Annotated in this window: 15 protein-coding genes and 1 riboswitch; of the genes, 3 read left to right on the top strand and 12 right to left on the bottom strand. The window is 36.5% G+C overall.

Features of this window, described 5'->3' with window-relative positions; genetic code table 11:
* Positions 1 to 58: 58 nt before the first annotated feature.
* Together metA and AC3WVA_RS08365 are read right to left on the bottom strand one after the other, a co-directional pair.
* The gene (metA, locus tag AC3WVA_RS08360) at positions 59 to 964 is read right to left on the bottom strand and encodes a homoserine O-acetyltransferase MetA (RefSeq protein WP_048527986.1); all 906 of its coding nucleotides are present in this window, start codon (positions 962 to 964) and stop codon (positions 59 to 61) included.
* Positions 948 to 2,246, bottom strand: a complete 1,299-nt coding sequence (locus AC3WVA_RS08365; protein WP_048527985.1) for a bifunctional O-acetylhomoserine aminocarboxypropyltransferase/cysteine synthase — start codon at positions 2,244 to 2,246, stop codon at positions 948 to 950. Before AC3WVA_RS08365 ends, metA begins: the two co-directional genes overlap by 17 nt.
* 94 nt (positions 2,247 to 2,340) lie before the next feature.
* A riboswitch (SAM riboswitch) is annotated at positions 2,341 to 2,446 on the bottom strand.
* A gap of 313 nt (positions 2,447 to 2,759) precedes the next feature.
* Between AC3WVA_RS08365 and AC3WVA_RS08370 the strand changes: the two genes are divergently transcribed.
* Positions 2,760 to 3,992 (top strand): chloride channel protein, encoded by a 1,233-nt coding sequence (locus AC3WVA_RS08370; RefSeq protein ID WP_349303060.1) that lies wholly within the window; start codon positions 2,760 to 2,762, stop codon positions 3,990 to 3,992.
* Between the two features lie 41 nt (positions 3,993 to 4,033).
* Here AC3WVA_RS08370 and AC3WVA_RS08375 read toward each other — a convergent pair whose 3' ends face one another.
* Positions 4,034 to 4,729: a YjjG family noncanonical pyrimidine nucleotidase gene (locus AC3WVA_RS08375; RefSeq protein ID WP_048527983.1), complete on the bottom strand. Its 696-nt coding sequence runs from the start codon at positions 4,727 to 4,729 to the stop codon at positions 4,034 to 4,036.
* 106 nt (positions 4,730 to 4,835) lie between these two features.
* Here AC3WVA_RS08375 and AC3WVA_RS08380 point away from each other — a divergent pair, with 106 nt between their 5' ends.
* Complete coding sequence (locus AC3WVA_RS08380) at positions 4,836 to 5,507, top strand: transcriptional regulator YeiL (RefSeq protein ID WP_098344658.1); 672 nt, start codon at positions 4,836 to 4,838, stop codon at positions 5,505 to 5,507.
* A gap of 63 nt (positions 5,508 to 5,570) precedes the next feature.
* Here AC3WVA_RS08380 and AC3WVA_RS08385 read toward each other — a convergent pair whose 3' ends face one another.
* The 3 genes from AC3WVA_RS08385 to AC3WVA_RS08395 all read right to left on the bottom strand — a co-directional run bounded on the left by AC3WVA_RS08385 (position 5,571) and on the right by AC3WVA_RS08395 (position 8,607).
* On the bottom strand, positions 5,571 to 6,197 hold the full coding sequence (locus AC3WVA_RS08385) for an FMN-dependent NADH-azoreductase (RefSeq protein WP_048527981.1): 627 nt from the start codon (positions 6,195 to 6,197) through the stop codon (positions 5,571 to 5,573).
* Positions 6,198 to 6,388: 191 nt separating this feature from the next.
* Positions 6,389 to 7,036, bottom strand: coding sequence for a response regulator (locus AC3WVA_RS08390; RefSeq protein WP_048527980.1), 648 nt, complete (start codon positions 7,034 to 7,036; stop codon positions 6,389 to 6,391).
* A gap of 20 nt (positions 7,037 to 7,056) precedes the next feature.
* On the bottom strand, positions 7,057 to 8,607 hold the full coding sequence (locus AC3WVA_RS08395; RefSeq protein WP_098344657.1) for a GAF domain-containing sensor histidine kinase: 1,551 nt from the start codon (positions 8,605 to 8,607) through the stop codon (positions 7,057 to 7,059).
* 134 nt (positions 8,608 to 8,741) lie between these two features.
* Between AC3WVA_RS08395 and pdxK the strand changes: the two genes are divergently transcribed.
* On the top strand, positions 8,742 to 9,566 hold the full coding sequence (gene pdxK / locus AC3WVA_RS08400; protein WP_000174251.1) for a pyridoxine/pyridoxal/pyridoxamine kinase: 825 nt from the start codon (positions 8,742 to 8,744) through the stop codon (positions 9,564 to 9,566).
* 80 nt (positions 9,567 to 9,646) lie between these two features.
* On the opposite strand, the gene AC3WVA_RS08405 is transcribed toward pdxK, so the two are convergent.
* The 6 genes from AC3WVA_RS08405 to AC3WVA_RS08430 form a co-directional block, all read right to left on the bottom strand.
* Positions 9,647 to 10,702: a GGDEF domain-containing protein gene (locus AC3WVA_RS08405; protein ID WP_098344656.1), complete on the bottom strand. Its 1,056-nt coding sequence runs from the start codon at positions 10,700 to 10,702 to the stop codon at positions 9,647 to 9,649.
* Positions 10,703 to 10,846: 144 nt separating this feature from the next.
* Positions 10,847 to 11,050: a YbdD/YjiX family protein gene (locus tag AC3WVA_RS08410; protein ID WP_141539439.1), complete on the bottom strand. Its 204-nt coding sequence runs from the start codon at positions 11,048 to 11,050 to the stop codon at positions 10,847 to 10,849.
* Positions 11,043 to 13,118: a carbon starvation protein CstA gene (gene cstA, locus AC3WVA_RS08415; RefSeq protein ID WP_048527977.1), complete on the bottom strand. Its 2,076-nt coding sequence runs from the start codon at positions 13,116 to 13,118 to the stop codon at positions 11,043 to 11,045. Before cstA ends, AC3WVA_RS08410 begins: the two co-directional genes overlap by 8 nt.
* Positions 13,119 to 13,239: 121 nt before the next feature.
* Positions 13,240 to 13,956, bottom strand: a complete 717-nt coding sequence (locus AC3WVA_RS08420) for a LytR/AlgR family response regulator transcription factor (RefSeq protein WP_098520073.1) — start codon at positions 13,954 to 13,956, stop codon at positions 13,240 to 13,242.
* A 209-nt stretch (positions 13,957 to 14,165) separates the two neighbouring features.
* The gene (locus tag AC3WVA_RS08425) at positions 14,166 to 15,365 is read right to left on the bottom strand and encodes an MFS transporter (protein WP_048527975.1); all 1,200 of its coding nucleotides are present in this window, start codon (positions 15,363 to 15,365) and stop codon (positions 14,166 to 14,168) included.
* A 280-nt stretch (positions 15,366 to 15,645) separates the two neighbouring features.
* Positions 15,646 to 16,386 (bottom strand): WecB/TagA/CpsF family glycosyltransferase, encoded by a 741-nt coding sequence (locus tag AC3WVA_RS08430; RefSeq protein WP_048527974.1) that lies wholly within the window; start codon positions 16,384 to 16,386, stop codon positions 15,646 to 15,648.
* Between the last annotated feature and the right edge of the window lie 6 nt (positions 16,387 to 16,392).

Below are 16,392 nucleotides of genomic sequence, written 5' to 3' on the forward strand. Positions count from 1 at the left end.
GAAAAATATAAGTTAATCATTACAAAGAAAACGTTGCCACGTGTTACACAATCTTTTTTTATAATACATAAGGGGTTTCTTGATACACATAATAATTCAGCCAATTAGAGAATAATAGATTCCCATGGCTCCTCCACCTTACAAGCGGTTTCTCCTCTGGATTATTATGCTTAAAGTAATTTTTCGGCACATCAATATTTAACCCTTTGTCACGATCTCGTTCGTATTCCTGCTTTAACGTATCACAACTATATTCACTATGACCGAGCGCAAACACTTGTCTTCCTTCTTGCCCAATAACAAGGTGAACACCGGCTTCCTCAGAGTTTGCTAATAGTGTTAACTCTGTCACCTCTTTAATATCACTCTCTCGTACTTCCGTATGACGAGAATGCGGGGCGAAAAACAACTCATCAAATCCTTGTAACAATTTCACATGTTGCTCACGGACTTCATGTTCAAATACACCGAACATTTTTTCCTTAAGAGGATACTTTGGAACGCCATAATGATGATACAAACCTGCCTGTGCCCCCCAGCAAATATGAAGCGTAGATGTTACATTCGTTTTTGAATAATCCATAATACGTTTAAGCTCTTCCCAATAATCTACCTCTTCAAAAGAAAGAGTTTCAACTGGTGCCCCTGTAATAATAAGCCCATCAAATTTCTCATTCTCAATATCACGGAATGTTTTATAGAAGCTCGTTAAATGTTCCTGTGCTACATTACGGGATAAATGTGATTCCATATGAAGTAAATGAACATCTAATTGCAACGGTGTGTTTCCAATTAAACGAAGTAATTGCGCTTCTGTTTCTTGCTTTGTAGGCATTAAATTTAATATAGCAATTTTCAATGCCCGTATATCTTGTGTTTCTGCTCGCTCCTTCGTCATTACAAAAATATTTTCCTCCTGCAACACTTTGCGAGCTGGTAAATCTTTATCAATTATGATCGGCATGTTGTTTGCCTCCGACTAACGCTGCTTCTAAATCGGCAATAATATCCGAAACATCTTCTATACCAACCGATAAACGAATTAAATCTGATGTAACGCCAGCTAAACGTTGATCTTCAGCACTTAATTGTCTATGCGTTGTACTAGCGGGATGTATAACGCAAGTTCGCGCATCAGCTACATGCGTTACGAGAGTTGCTAGTTTTACATTTGCGATAAATTCTTTCGCAGATTCTAATCCTCCCTTAATGCCAAATGTTAAAACCCCACTAGCACCTTTCTTCAAATACTTTTGTGCTAACGAATAATTTTCATTACTATCTAATCCCGGATAATTCACCCATTCAATACGATCATGGTTAGCAAGCCACTTAGCAACCGCAAGAGCATTTTCACTATGACGCTCCATTCGTAAATGCAGTGTTTCTAAACCGATATTGCTAATATACGCATTGAATGGGCTCATACAGTTTCCGTAGTCTCTTAATAATTGAACACGTGCCTTCACAATATAAGCTGCTGCACCAAAATTTTGAACGTAACTTACGCCGTGATAACTTGGATCCGGTTCAACTAGTTCAGGATATTTCCCATTTTTCCAATCGAAGTTCCCTCCGTCAATGACAATGCCGCCTAACGAACTCGCATGACCATCAATATATTTCGTCGTAGAATGAACGATAATATTTGCTCCATGTTCAAATGCTTGGCATAAATAAGGAGTTGCTAATGTATTATCCACGATAAAAGGCACTTCCAACTCTTTCGCTGCCTCTGAAAATTCCTTGAAATTTAAAACGTTCATCGCTGGATTTCCTAGCGATTCTGCATAAACAAGTTTCGTCTTATCATTAGCAAGGGCCACAATTTCATCAGCAGTTAAATTCGGATTAAAGAATGTAACATCAATACCAAGCTTGCGCAAACTCACTCCAAATAAATTAAATGTCCCGCCATAAACTGTGGAAGAACAAAGCAAGTGGTCTCCGCTACTACAAATATTTAAAACAGCAAGCATAATAGCAGCCTGCCCAGAAGCCGTTGCAACAGCTCCTACACCACCCTCTAAATCCGCTAGCTTTTGCTCAAATGCAGCTAAAGTAGGGTTTCCAATACGCGTATATATATACCCTTCCGCCTCTAAGTTAAATAAGGCTGCTAAATCATCCGAAGTATCGTATTTATACGTTGTACTTTGATAAAGCGGTAAAACACGCGGTTCACCATTCTTTGGCGTATAGCCACCTTGCACACAAATTGTTCCTTTTCCCCATGATTCTCCCATCTCTCATTCTCCTTTCTTTTTATACAAAATAAAAAAACTGCTCCTTTCCTGAAAACAAGAAAGGAGCAGTTTCAAAACACGCTCTAAAGGCTCTTTCTTATCTCTCAGGATTTATTACCTGCAGGATTTGGCACAATTCCGTTATACGGCTGTTGCCAAGGTTTCATCGGGCCTGTCCCTCCACCTTTTCTTGATAAGACTATGCAATTACCGTTGATTTTATAGCAATAATTTCCTAATGTCAATTAGTTTTTCTGAATGTTCTAAATTAAACACGAAGAATTTGACATGCATAACAAAAGAAATATATTCCATACCTATATGAAAAAGACCTTTCAAAACCTCTGATTACTATATAGAATTAAATAAGTAGTTTAACGTATACATTTCAAATTATCACGAGACCTCAATATGTTGAATAAGTCACCCTCTCAAAAAAATACTATACATATTCATTTCAAAGTAGCATATTTAATCCTTTTAAGATTACAACTTACATAACGGAGGTATAACATGACACACAAACAGGACATGCACTATATACTCGTCCTATACGGCATTCTCTTAGGCTCTATAGTGGGGGCAACAGTCTGGTTATTTTTAGTTACAATAAATATCAGCATTCACTTTATTTGGGGATACTTACCTACTATCTTCTATTCTCCCCCGTATTACACCATTTGTGTAACAACTATCGGTGGTATTCTCGTTGGTTTAACTCAAAAATACTTTGGCACATATCCACGTCTTATGCCGGAAGTGATGGGTGAATATAAAAAAACAGGTAGAATTGAATACCGCTTTGTACATAAAGCTACTTTAACTGCGATTATCGTTTTAATCTTTGGAGCTAGCTTAGGTCCCGAAGCAGCACTTGTTGGCATTATAGGTGGACTTTGTACATGGGTAGGGGATCGTTTTACATTCGCCTTAAAGGGGATGAATGAACTAACAGAGGTTGGAATTGGCGCTACTTTAAGTGTAATTTTTAACGCGCCATTATTCGGTTATTTAGCTCCAAATGAAAATGAGGGTGAGCAAATTAACGAATTTTCTAAAGGGAAAAAAGCAATTGTATATTTAGCTACTACTTTCGCTGGTTTTTCCGTTTATTTATTACTTAGTAAATTCGATAATCGCGGATCCTTTATCGTTGATTTCGGAGAAGGTTCCCTTTCTCTTAACGAATGGATTGCCTTTCTACCACTTGCTAGTATTGGTGCTATAGTTGGATTCTTTTATTTCAAATTAGAATTCACATTAGAGAAATTACTCCATCCCTTAAAAGAATACAAACTATCACTCGGTATTATCGGTGGTATTTTATTAGGAATTACAGGAACGTTTCTCCCGTACACGTTATTCTCAGGAGAACATCAATTAAAAGATTTAGTCGTGGAATGGAGCAATTTATCCTTCTGGGTACTACTTCTTTCAGGGATTTTTAAATTATGTATTACTGCCGTTTGTTTAAATACAGGTTGGCGCGGCGGACATATTTTCCCAATCATATTTGCTGGATCTAGTATCGGATATGCTATAGCTTCCATTATCCCGATAGATCCAATCGCTTCGGTAGCCATCGTCACGACAGCAATTTCAAGCTATGCATTAAGAAAACCAATTGCTATAACATTACTACTACTCATGTTTTTCCCGCTCAATTTATTATTACCGATGCTTGGAGCGGCAGCGATTGGTAATGCATTTCCTCTTCCTAAGCACAACGAAGCTATAAACGAATAAAAATAGGCAGTAGGGACAAAAGTTCCACTGCCTATTTTGTATTACACACGTTGCTTCAATAATGCGTATAACTCTTCAAAATTTTGCACTTCATATGTCGGCACAATCTCGCTATCATTTAATTTCTTTTCTGGATTAAACCAACAAGTATCAATTCCTGCTACATATCCACCTTTAATATCAGCACTTAACGAATCTCCAATAATGAGCCCCTCTTCAGGAGCAAAATTAGGAATTCGTGCAAAAACATAATCAAAATACTCTTTCCTCGGCTTTTGGAATCCTGTATCTTCAGAAACGAAAATACCTTGAAACAAGGGATGTAATCCTGCATTACGTAAACGTTTATCTTGCGTCTTAGAAACACCGTTTGTCACTATATATAAATCGTACTCACTTTGAATTTGACTTATAAATTCAAATGCGCCTTGCATGAGCTGATTTCCTTCTTCTAAGTAGCTGCGATAATTATTTTCAAATAATATTCCATCTACCTCTTCCCCATATTCTTTCAACAAAATCGAAAACCGTGTATTTACGACCTCATCACGATTTATTTCCCCCTCTTCAAAAGCATCCCAGAGGCTTTTATTAATTTTTTTATATTGCGCTTCAACCTCTTTAGTTAAAGGAATCCCTCTCTCTTCAAACAGCATACGTAACGCCAATTTCTCAGCCTTTTGAAAATCTAACAATGTATCATCTACATCGAATAGCAATGTTTTATATTTTTTCATAAGCCCTTCACACTCTCTTTTCTACAAAAATAAATTTACGTAAATCGTATCATTCCTTCTTGTAAACATAATAGGAGATATCTCATACTAAACATGAGGTGAAAACATGAAAGTTAGCAAAAATAGCGAAGAAATCTCTCATTACATGCAAACTTCCAACTTCCATACTCTTTTTTCTTTTAATGTCTTACCGTATGCTGAACTACATTCCTTCCAAAAGAAAGAAAAGATATGTAGTGAAGGAGTTGACGTTCCTTATCTTTATTACTTAATTTCTGGGAAGGCGAAAATATATATGAGTCACAAGAACGGAAGGGTCTCCTTAATTAACTTTATTCAAGCACCTTCGTTCATTGGAGAACTCGGGTTAATTGGTGTAGAATCTGTTACAAAAACGGTAGAAGTGATTGAAGATTGTATATGCCTAGCGCTTCCTCTTAAAGATTGTCAGCATCTTTTGTTGCAAGATGCTACCTTTCTACAGAAACTATGCAAATTTATCGGCGAAAAAACAATTACCCGAACAGAAAGTTACGCCAAAAATAATAGTTATCCGTTCGAAAACCGGTTAGCGGCATTTATTCTATTAACAGAACAAAATAACAGTTATACAGAAAAACATACCGAGGCTTCGGAATACTTAAATGTTAGCTACCGTCATCTGTTATATGTATTAAACCAGTTTTGCCAACAAAATTATTTAAAAAAAGACGGCAGAACCTATTACATACAAGACAGAATTCAACTGGAAAAACTGGCTGACGAACTTAAAGTATAAAAAAAGTAGCATTAACGTTTATCTGTTAATGCTACTTTTTTCGAGTGACGATTCTATTTTCAATTAAAATTTACTTGCTACTTTAGCTGCTTCTTCAAGGCCAGCTGTAATGATTTCTTCTGCTTTATCTGGGAACTGGTTATGTCCTTCAATAACTACTGTTTCCATATTCGTTGCGCCAAAGAAGCCCATCATGCTTGCTACATATTTAACAGCCATTTCTACTTCTGCTGCTGGACCTTCAGAATATACGCCGCCGCGCGCGTTTAATAATGCAATCTTCTTATCTCCAATTAAACCAACTGGACCTTCTGGCGTATATTTAAACGTTTTACCAGCTCGGTTTAAATAATCAATATATGTGTGCAATACTGCTGGAATCGTTAAGTTCCATAATGGGAAACCGAAAACGACTTTATCAGCTTCTAAAAATTGATTTAAATACTTATCAGCAACCGCTACTGCTTTTGCTTCCTCTTCCGTTAAATCAAATCCTTTACCTGCTTTGAATATACCATTAATCATATCTACGCCTACATATGGTAATTCTTCTTTATATAAATCAAGTTCTACTACTGTATCATTTGGATGTGCTTCTTTATAGTTTGCTAAAAATGCCTCGTATAATTTCACACTAACTGCTTGTTCCGCTGGGCGGTTGTTTGCTTTTACAAATAAAACTGTTGCCATTGTCTTTTCCTCCTACTACTCACTCTTATGTTGTTATATGCTGTCAAAAAAGGTATCCCTTGTAATTGTTGTTTTGTTGCTTACAAACATATTTTATCTTTATATCAAGACAATTTCTTCCTCACATAGACGTATTTTTCCATAAAAAAAGTCCACCTTCTAAAGGCGAACTAGGTCTTACGACTTTTGTCTTATACAATTCCATTTTTCACTGCATATAATGCAGCTTGCGTCCGATCAGATAAATTCAACTTACTCAAAATACTACTTACATGAGCTTTTACCGTTTTTTCTGTAATAACTAAAACAGAAGCGATTTCTTTATTGCTCATCCCTTTTGCTAATAGCTGCAACACTTCATTTTCTCTCGCTGTTAGCACATTCACTTGAATAGAAAGTTCTTCCTCCTTTTCTTCTACAGGTAATGTTTGAGAAAGAAGAGCATTTGCTATATCAGGATGTAATTGAATATTACCTTTATATGCGCTTCGAATCGCTTCAACAAGTTGATCTGGTTCTACATCTTTTAAAATATAGCCGCTTGCTCCTGCCCGTAATGCTGGTAAAACATGTGCCTGATCAGAAAAACTAGTTAATACAATTACTTTCACATCCGGATATTCTTTTTTAATGCACCCTGTCGCCTCAACACCATCCATTTCGGGCATATATAAATCCATTAGTACAACATCAGGATTTGTCTCCCCTACTTTCACTAACGCCTCTTTCCCATTACTTGCTTCTCCAACTAGCTCTAAATCTTCCTGTGTACTTAAGAAAAATGCTAATCCTTTTAAAACGACTGTATGATCATCAACTAACAATACTTTTATTTTCACGAACTTCCCTCATTTTCACATCATAATGGTACGTTTATTTTTACACTTGTTTTTTTCTTATCACTTACAATTTTAATTGTTCCACCAACTAATTCTACTCTTTCACGCATCGTAGTCATGCCAAGTGATTTCTTCTCTTTTATATCCTTTTCTACAAAGCCGTTTCCTTGATCGACTATTTCTAATAATACATTCTTCTCCGTCACTTTGAAATAAATCGTCGCTTCTCTAACATTCGCATGTTTACTTACGTTATTTAAAGCTTCTTGTCCAATTCTCCATAGCGCTTCCTCTACTACGCGCGGCAAATCACGAACACCTGTAACTTGTTCCCGAATTTTCAATCCCAAACTTTCACCATATTGCTTTAAAGCAGGTAATAATCCTTTCTCTAATCCCGCCGGACGCAGTTGCCAAATTAACGTCCTCATTTCTTTTAAAGCGCCTTGCGCTAATTCACGCATCTCATGCAAAGATTCGTCTACCTTTTCATTTTGACCTTTTAAAACCGCCTCGGCACCTTTTGTCATAAAGGTTAATGAAAATAATTTTTGTGACACGGAATCATGTAAATCCCTCGCTAATCGGTTTCTTTCTTCCATTCGTACGAGTTCACGGCGTTGTTCGTTTAATCTCAAATTCTCTATTATTAATGAAACGTGGTTCGATAATGCTTGAATTACATCTATTGTATTAACATCAAATTCCCCATTATTTAAACTAACACATAAAACACCAAATATATGATTTTGAATATGTATTGGCGTAGCAATAACAGCTCCATTTACATGTTTTAATAAAGCTGATTCACCTTGTTCTAACGCATTCTTTGCCGCTTCTTTTACACCCTCTTGTAACTCTTTCTGACCATAAGAAGCCCGCAAAGATAACTCTATTTCTTCCCTAATAAAAAATGCGACTTGATTCCACTGAAATACTTCACCTACGTGATTTACCACTTTTTCAGGTAATACATTGAACTTATGAATCGTTTTTAAAGCTTGAATAAACCGCTCCAACTTCACGTAATAATGTGCTCTTCGCTTTTCATTTTCATATAATTTTGTTCGCTTTAAGGCCGTCCCAATTTGGAAAGCGACTGATTGGAGCAATACTAATTCTTCTTCCGAAAAATATGTTTTACCTGGACTTGCTACATTTAAAACACCAAATTTCTCTCCTCCAGCCTTTAAGGGAACTGTAGCGTGATGAAGGATTCCTTCTGTATCTCCCCAATTATATTCAATTGCATTATTAATTCTTTTACATTCGATAATATTAACCGCTCGCTCTAATTTTCCATCCACAAAGCCACGTAAACACCAACATTCCCCTTCACACATCGGGCGTTTGTTTTCATATGTAAGTGCCTCTGGCAACTGGTAATCGATTAATTTCGTATATCTACCATTTTCATCTGCAAGAAAAATCCATCCTGTCGTTAAACCTGTTACATTCAATAGTTTTTCCAACACAGCTTGCAGCACGTGATATGTATCATTTGAGGTGTTTAACGTCTCTGCAATCTCTTTTAATATAACTAATTCATTTGTACGATTATCTCGAAACATACACAATCTCCTACACACAAGATTTTAAATCGCCTCTAAAGTAAATCATCTACTTTTCACTTTGTACTTATTCGTAACATTGATATAATGGTGAAAACATAGTTTTCATTATATCACTTGAGGGGGCTTTCATAATGACATTGAATAAAGCACTTACTATCGCTGGTTCTGACACAAGTGGCGGTGCTGGTATACAAGCAGATTTAAAAACATTCCAAGAACTTGGTGTATACGGAATGACATCTCTTACGACAATCGTAACGATGGATCCACATAACGGTTGGGCACATAACGTATTCCCAATCCCGGCTTCTACATTAAAACCACAATTGGAAACGACAATTGAAGGTGTTGGCGTAGATGCTTTAAAAACAGGTATGCTCGGATCAGTAGAAATTATCGAAATGGTTGCAGAAACAATCGAAAAACATAATTTCAAAAATGTAGTAGTTGACCCTGTTATGGTATGTAAAGGTGCTGATGAAGCATTACATCCTGAAACGAATGATTGCTTACGTGACGTTCTTGTTCCAAAGGCATTAGTTGTAACACCAAACTTATTTGAAGCTTACCAATTAAGTGGCGTAAAAATTAATTCTCTTGAAGACATGAAAGAAGCAGCGAAAAAAATCCACGCATTAGGTGCGAAATACGTCCTAATTAAAGGCGGTAGCAAGCTTGGTACAGAAACTGCTATCGACGTCCTATATGACGGAGAAACTTTTGATCTTCTAGAATCAGAAAAAATCGATACGACAAATACACACGGCGCAGGTTGTACATATTCTGCTGCAATTACAGCAGAACTTGCAAAAGGAAAACCTGTGAAAGAAGCAGTAAAAACTGCTAAAGAATTTATCACAGCTGCTATCCGTTATTCATTCAAGATCAACGAATACGTAGGCCCAACGCATCACGGTGCATATCGTAAATTCGTTGCATCAAAAGAACTTGTCTAGTATATAAATGAAAACACCCACAGAGTGTGTATTTTCTCTCTGTGGGTGTTTTTTTATAAACTCTTCTGGTCATCCTATCTTTAAGATGCAGAACTAACCTGATTTCTGCCATTTCTTTTAGAGTAATATAATGCATCATCAGCAGCTTGAATAAATTGATCTGGTGATTCTTCATACACTGAAATACCTACTGAAACTGTAATTTTTATGCTTGTTCCATTTAATAATTGAAATGAATGGTTTTCAACAGCTGTACGTACTTGTTCTCCCATACGCATTCCATAAGCTAATCCCTTTTTCGGTATCAAGAGCGCGAACTCCTCTCCGCCCTTTCGAAAAGCCAAATCTGGAAACGTTGAAATTTCTCTTAAAATACACCCTATTTGTTTTAACACTTCGTCTCCTGCTGGATGCCCATACGTATCATTTACAGATTTAAAGTGATCAATATCTATAAGTAGTAAACAAAGTGAATCATTTTTCATACGCTTATTACCGATATGACGATTCATCTCTAAATCAAACTGTCTTACGTTTCCTAAACCTGTCAATGCATCTATCGTTGCATATTGCTTCATCGTTTGAAACAACTCATTGGATTGCAATACATAATTTGCGCTTATAAATGTGATATATGCTGTAACACTACTACAAACTAAATATAGTGCTACTATAGACATATCCTTAAATAAAATAGAAAGTGGCACTGCTAAAATAAATAAACTATATACATTAAACCAGATCCACTTTTTAAATATAGAGGCTTTCATCCGCCAAATGAAAGTAATCCCAACACCTATCAATATAATCGTATAACAAGCCAATTCAGAGGCTAAAGAATACTCAGTTAAAAATAATCGGGTGATCAAAATAATCGTAACTGTTATACTACTAGCTATCGGACCTCCAATTATAATTGCCAAAATAACCGCTAAATACCGTAGATCCAACATAATATTTTCAATATGTACACCAAAGTACATCAACAATACACTTAACATTCCAGTAATAATACCTACTACACATTTCTGCCAAAAAGAGAACTCTTCTTTTAACGGCCTATCTCTTAAAATCTGACCTCCAACAAAAATAAAGGAAAGAATAATTGTTGTATTTACAAATAAGTCCTTTAACATAAAATAATCTCCCTACTTTTCTATCTATCCCTTTCCTTATTTTATTGTATACGAAATACCTATAATTCCCAAATATTTTTATTTATTTTTGCTGTTCCACGTGAAACAGCAAAAATAAAAAAGGACGAAAATTCGCCCTTTGCATTAACAACAGCGTGATATCTTTCCGCCCTTTGCATTAAATCTAGCTTCTTGCGCTTCTGCAAAAAACTGTTTTTGACATACAACTTCTTCTTCTGGATGATGCCTTTTCATATGCTCTACATATGTTTCATAGCTTGGTACCCCAACAAGTAAACTAATAAAGTGTTTTCTTTGTCCCCATACTTGCCGCAATTTTTTAAGCATAGTTCCTCGACTCACTTTCATCTCTAGGTATATATGGTGCCTCTTTTAGCGGCATTGGCTTATTTCTTAACACTTGAATCCAAATCCGAATTGCAGAAATTAATACAGCAATTACAACGATCATAAAAATCCCGCAAAGCGCTGCATCAATATAATCATTAAAAATAATTTGTTTCATTTGAGCGACATTTTTAGCTGGTGCTAACACTTTTCCTTCATCTAATGCCCCTTGAAATACCTTTGCATGAGATAGAAATCCTATTTTAGGATTTTCATGAAATAGCTTTTGATAACCCGCCGTCATCGTTACAATAAGCAATCCGACAGTCGGGATAAGCGTTACCCAAACATATGCCTTTTTCCCCATTTTGAACAAAATTGTCGTTCCCAGTAATAAGGCGATACCCGCTAACATTTGGTTTGCAATACCGAAAAGTGGCCATAATGTATTAATTCCACCAAGCGGATCAACTACTCCTTGGTATAAGAAATAGCCCCATCCTAATACACATAACGTTGTAGCTATTACATTCGCTAATGTAGAATCCGTTTTCCCAAATGGCTTATATACATGCCCTAAAATATCTTGAATCATAAATCGGCCTACACGCGTTCCAGCATCAATTGTTGTTAAAATGAATAGTGCTTCAAAGAGGATTGCAAAATGATACCAAAATGCCATCATGGCCGTTCCACCTATTACTTGCGAGAAAATATATGCCATACCTATCGCTAATGTTGGCGCACCACCTGTACGTGATAAAATCGTTTGCTCACCAACGTTTACAGCGAGATCTTTTAGTTCATTTGGTGTGATAGCAAATCCCCATGAAGAAATAACTTGAGCTGCCTGCGAGACATCCGTACCGATAAGTGCTGCGGGACTATTAATTGCAAAATAAGTGCCCGGTGTTAATACACAAGCTGCAATCATCGCCATTGCCGCTACAAATGATTCCATTAACATTGCTCCATAACCAATTGGCTGTGCATGCCCTTCTTGTTCAATCATTTTTGGCGTCGTACCTGATGAAACGAGAGCATGGAATCCAGACACCGCACCACAAGCAATTGTAATAAATAAGAACGGGAATAAATTTCCGGAGAATACTGGACCAGTTCCATCAATAAATTTCGAAACTGCTGGCATTTGTAAATCTGGCGCTACAATTAAAATACCGATCGCTAACCCTACAATTGTTCCGACTTTTAAAAATGTGCTTAAGTAGTCACGCGGTGCTAAAAGCATCCAAACCGGCAATGCTGATGCGATAAATCCATATACAATAAGCATAATAGCAATCGTTTCACCACTAAACGTGAACATACTTGCAAGCGTTGGATGTTCCGCTACATACTGTCCACCGATAAGAGACAATATAAGTAGAATAATTCCGATTGCTGATCCTTCACCAACCCGTCCAGGCCTAATGTAGCGCATATACACTCCCATTAAAATAGCGATAGGAATTGTCGCTGCTATTGTAAACATTCCCCAAGGGCTTCCGACAAGCGCCTTTACTACTACTAATGCTAATACCGCTAATAAAATAATCATAATACCTAAAATACCTATCATTGCAATAAGCCCTGTAACAGGACCGATTTCATCTTTAATCATTTCTCCTAAAGATTTACCATTTCGTCTCATTGAAGCAAATAAAATTACAAAATCTTGCACAGCTCCAGCGACAACTACACCAACAATAATCCATATTGTCCCTGGTAAATATCCCATTTGTGCCGCCAAAATCGGTCCTACTAAAGGGCCTGCTCCAGCAATTGCTGCAAAATGGTGGCCAAATAATACCCACTTATTTGTCGGAACATAATCTTTTCCATCGTTTAATGTATGGGCTGGCGTTTGCCGATTATTATCTAAACCGAATACCTTTCTCGCTATAAATCTACTATAAAAGCGATAAGCAACTGCATACACACATACCGCAGCTACTAAGAGCCACACGGCATTTATAGTTTCACCTTGTGATAAAGCTATTACACCAAAAGCACTTGCTCCTACTGCTGCAATAACTCCCCAAAGTAAAATCGACTTCAATGTTTTCACATACAATCCCCCCAATACTATTTCTTAGTGGGATTGTACTAAATTTTCTGAATATTTAATTTGAATCCTCCCTATCATGAAGGATTTTTAGTTTATCATGTTAAAAATTTCGCATTATCTGCTACAATTCAATTTTATTTCGGAGTTTTTTCACATAATTACGACTAACTGGAATTGGTTGCTCATCATATTTATCTAAATACAAATTGTATGTGCCATTATAATAAGGTTTTAGTTCTTGTACATATGACATATTAATTAAATAGCTTTTATGCACGCGTAAAAAATCGTATGCATTTAGCTTATTTTCCAGTTCCTGAAGTGTATATGTTGAAATATACTGATTATTTGTTGTATAAATTGAAACCGTTTTGTTTTCCTTATTTTTGCTTATATATACAATATCTTCAGGGAAAATATACCGAATTCCCTCTTGACCTTCTATCGGTAGTTTTCGTAAATGACTCTTTGCTTTCTCGCCTTGCTCTTTACCCATTCTATATAAAAGGAATTGCAAATCTTCTTCGCGAAACGGGCGTAGTAAATAATAAAATGCTTGAAAACGAAATGCCGTAATGGAATCTTCGATATCTTCACCCATAAAAATAAATTTCGTATAACAATTTACTTCACGTAATAAACTTGCATATTCAAAACCTGTTCCATCTAGTAATTTCGAATTTAAAAAAACAAAATCCGGCGTATGCTTTTTCATGATAAGTAATGATTCTGTCCCTGTATTTGCTTCAAAACATTCTACATTCCTTATATTTTCAGTGAATTTTTCAGCTAAATTTCTTCGCTCTTCTGCTTCTTCCATGATCAGTAAAATTTTCATTTCTTCAACCACCTAATTCTTTTGTCCGTATGTCCTGTTGTATACATTCGCTTTTATAAGGAACATTCCCTTTTTCTTACTATACCACTATTTATCTAAAAAAACAGAAAAAAGGAAACCTTCACGGTTCCCCCTGCCCTTTTATTCCACTATTGGTAAGAACCCATAACCAGCGCGGGAATAAATCCCTCACTGATTAAAGTCTCACCTTATACTAATTCTCGTTGTTTCGTTTCTTGTCCGAGTAGAATTACAGCAAATACGCCAATTAAAATTGATCCACAGAAAATCGTAAATATTAGTGATAGTGAAGCCTGTGAAGCAACCAAATATCCTACTAATAACGGCCCAAGAATACCTCCAATACGACCAAATGCTGCCGCCATTCCTGCACCTGTACCACGAATAACTGTTGGATACTGTTCAGGTGTATAGGCATATAATGCACCCCAAGCACCTAAATTAAAGAAGGATAGTAACATGCCTGCTACGATTAATACCGTTAATGACTCTGCTACTCCAAACAAGTAAGCACTGCACGCTGTACCGATTAAATACGTAACTAAAACAAACTTACGACCAAGACGTTCAATAAACCAAGCAGCTGTGAAATACCCTGGCAATTGAGCTAACGTCATAATAAGTACGTATTGGAAACTTTTTATTAAACTAAATCCTTTTAATACCATTACACTAGGTAACCAAAGGAACATTCCATAATAGGAAAAGACAACAGAAAACCATAGAATCCATAACATAATTGTTGCCTTACGGTATTCCCCAGACCAAACTGATTTTATATTTTCGATAACGGACGGTCTTTTTTCAACCTTTTCGAATCTCGGCGAATCCGGTAAATTCCATCTTAAATATAAAGCATATAGTGCCGGAACCGCACTCAATATCATCGCAACTTCCCAACCATATTTCGGAATAACAAAATACGAGATAAGAGCTGCAATTAGCCATCCACCTGCCCAAAAACTTTCTAATAGCACAACTATTTTGCCACGTTCATGCGCTTCAACGCTCTCTGATACTAATGTAGAAGCAACAGGAAGCTCTCCGCCAAGCCCCATACCAATTAAAAATCGTAGCACAAGGAACATCGCAAGCGTCGTCGTTAAAGCAGTTAAACCACTACCGATAGAAAATAGTAATAATGTAATAATAAAGACTGATTTCCGTCCTATTTTATCTGATAGTATGCCAAAAACAAGCGCTCCGACTGCCATACCAATTGAATTAATACTGCCTATCCAGCCCATTTCTTGCGTACTTAATCCCCAATCTTTTTGCAATGCTACCATTACGAATGAAAGCATTCCAACATCCATTGCGTCAAATAGCCATCCAAGCCCGGCTATACCAAGTAGCTTTCGCTTCGAAATTTCTTTCACCTTGCCCACATGAAGTCCTCCTTACACAGCTGTCTTTACACATCATTTTACATGTGTGAATTGTATAAGTAAAATACTTTCGTGTAAAAAATTCTCCTTCATCATGCCCGAAAATTAAAATACTTATCCCACTACCTTAGGGCAGTAAGACTCCTGCCTCAAAATTCAGCTGGAGCAAAGAGATTAGATTGAAAATCAACCCCAATTAATGGAAGGTAACAATCAGTGGTGGATGAACAAAGCCACACTTTATTAAAAATAGCTAAATAAAAAAAGTAGCGATAGGACGCTACTTTTTTGAACGCATGACTTCTTTTAAAAACTCCGCTAATACTAACTGACGACGCCAGCGCGTTGGATTACTACACAATCTATAAAACCACTCTAAATGGATCGCTTGAATCCATTTTGGTGCGCGTTTTACTTCTCCAGCCCATACATCTAAACTTCCGCCCACTCCAACAGCCATTTTTGTTTCTAAACGATGCCTATTAGTTTGGATAAAGTTCTCTTGTCTTGGGAAACCAAGTGCGACAAGTAATAAGTCTGGCTTTGCTTCTTGAATACGAGAAACAATATTCTCTTCTTCCTCTTGTTTAAAATAACCATCTTGTATACCAACAATTGATACAGCTGAATACGTCTTCGTTAAATGATCTGCTGCAGCTTGTACAACATGCGGTTTTGCACCAAGTAAGAAAACAGATACTGGTTTATTCTCTTCTGATAGCTTCGCAAATAAATTACACATTAAATCAAAACCTGCTACACGTTCCTTTACAGGTGTACCTAACATACCACTTGCTTTTACAACTCCAATACCATCAGGTGTAATTAAATCTGCATTTAATAATGTTTGATGGAATGCTTCATCCTTTTTTGCACACATAACAATTTCAGGATTTGCTGTTACTACCTGAAAAGTATGCGTTCGCTCCAATTCTAGTTGCCCCTTCAAATATTGGATTGTTTCATCCATTGTCATTGTAGAAAAAGGAACACCTAGAATATCAACCGTTTTTACTTCCATGATTAA

This window comes from Bacillus sp. EB106-04-02-XG92 (assembly GCF_058791995.1).

Excerpts from the sequence above, each read along its gene's own strand:
- metA (WP_048527986.1), bottom strand. The coding sequence starts at position 964 with ATGCCGATCATAATTGATAAAGATTTACCAGCTCGCAAAGTGTTGCAG.
- AC3WVA_RS08365 (WP_048527985.1), bottom strand. The coding sequence starts at position 2,246 with ATGGGAGAATCATGGGGAAAAGGAACAATTTGTGTGCAAGGTGGCTAT.
- AC3WVA_RS08370 (WP_349303060.1), top strand. The coding sequence starts at position 2,760 with ATGACACACAAACAGGACATGCACTATATACTCGTCCTATACGGCATT.
- AC3WVA_RS08375 (WP_048527983.1), bottom strand. The coding sequence starts at position 4,729 with ATGAAAAAATATAAAACATTGCTATTCGATGTAGATGATACATTGTTA.
- AC3WVA_RS08380 (WP_098344658.1), top strand. The coding sequence starts at position 4,836 with ATGAAAGTTAGCAAAAATAGCGAAGAAATCTCTCATTACATGCAAACT.
- AC3WVA_RS08385 (WP_048527981.1), bottom strand. The coding sequence starts at position 6,197 with ATGGCAACAGTTTTATTTGTAAAAGCAAACAACCGCCCAGCGGAACAA.
- AC3WVA_RS08395 (WP_098344657.1), bottom strand. The coding sequence starts at position 8,607 with ATGTTTCGAGATAATCGTACAAATGAATTAGTTATATTAAAAGAGATT.
- pdxK (WP_000174251.1), top strand. The coding sequence starts at position 8,742 with ATGACATTGAATAAAGCACTTACTATCGCTGGTTCTGACACAAGTGGC.
- AC3WVA_RS08405 (WP_098344656.1), bottom strand. The coding sequence starts at position 10,702 with ATGTTAAAGGACTTATTTGTAAATACAACAATTATTCTTTCCTTTATT.
- AC3WVA_RS08410 (WP_141539439.1), bottom strand. The coding sequence starts at position 11,050 with ATGCTTAAAAAATTGCGGCAAGTATGGGGACAAAGAAAACACTTTATT.
- AC3WVA_RS08420 (WP_098520073.1), bottom strand. The coding sequence starts at position 13,956 with ATGAAAATTTTACTGATCATGGAAGAAGCAGAAGAGCGAAGAAATTTA.
- AC3WVA_RS08430 (WP_048527974.1), bottom strand. The coding sequence starts at position 16,386 with ATGGAAGTAAAAACGGTTGATATTCTAGGTGTTCCTTTTTCTACAATG.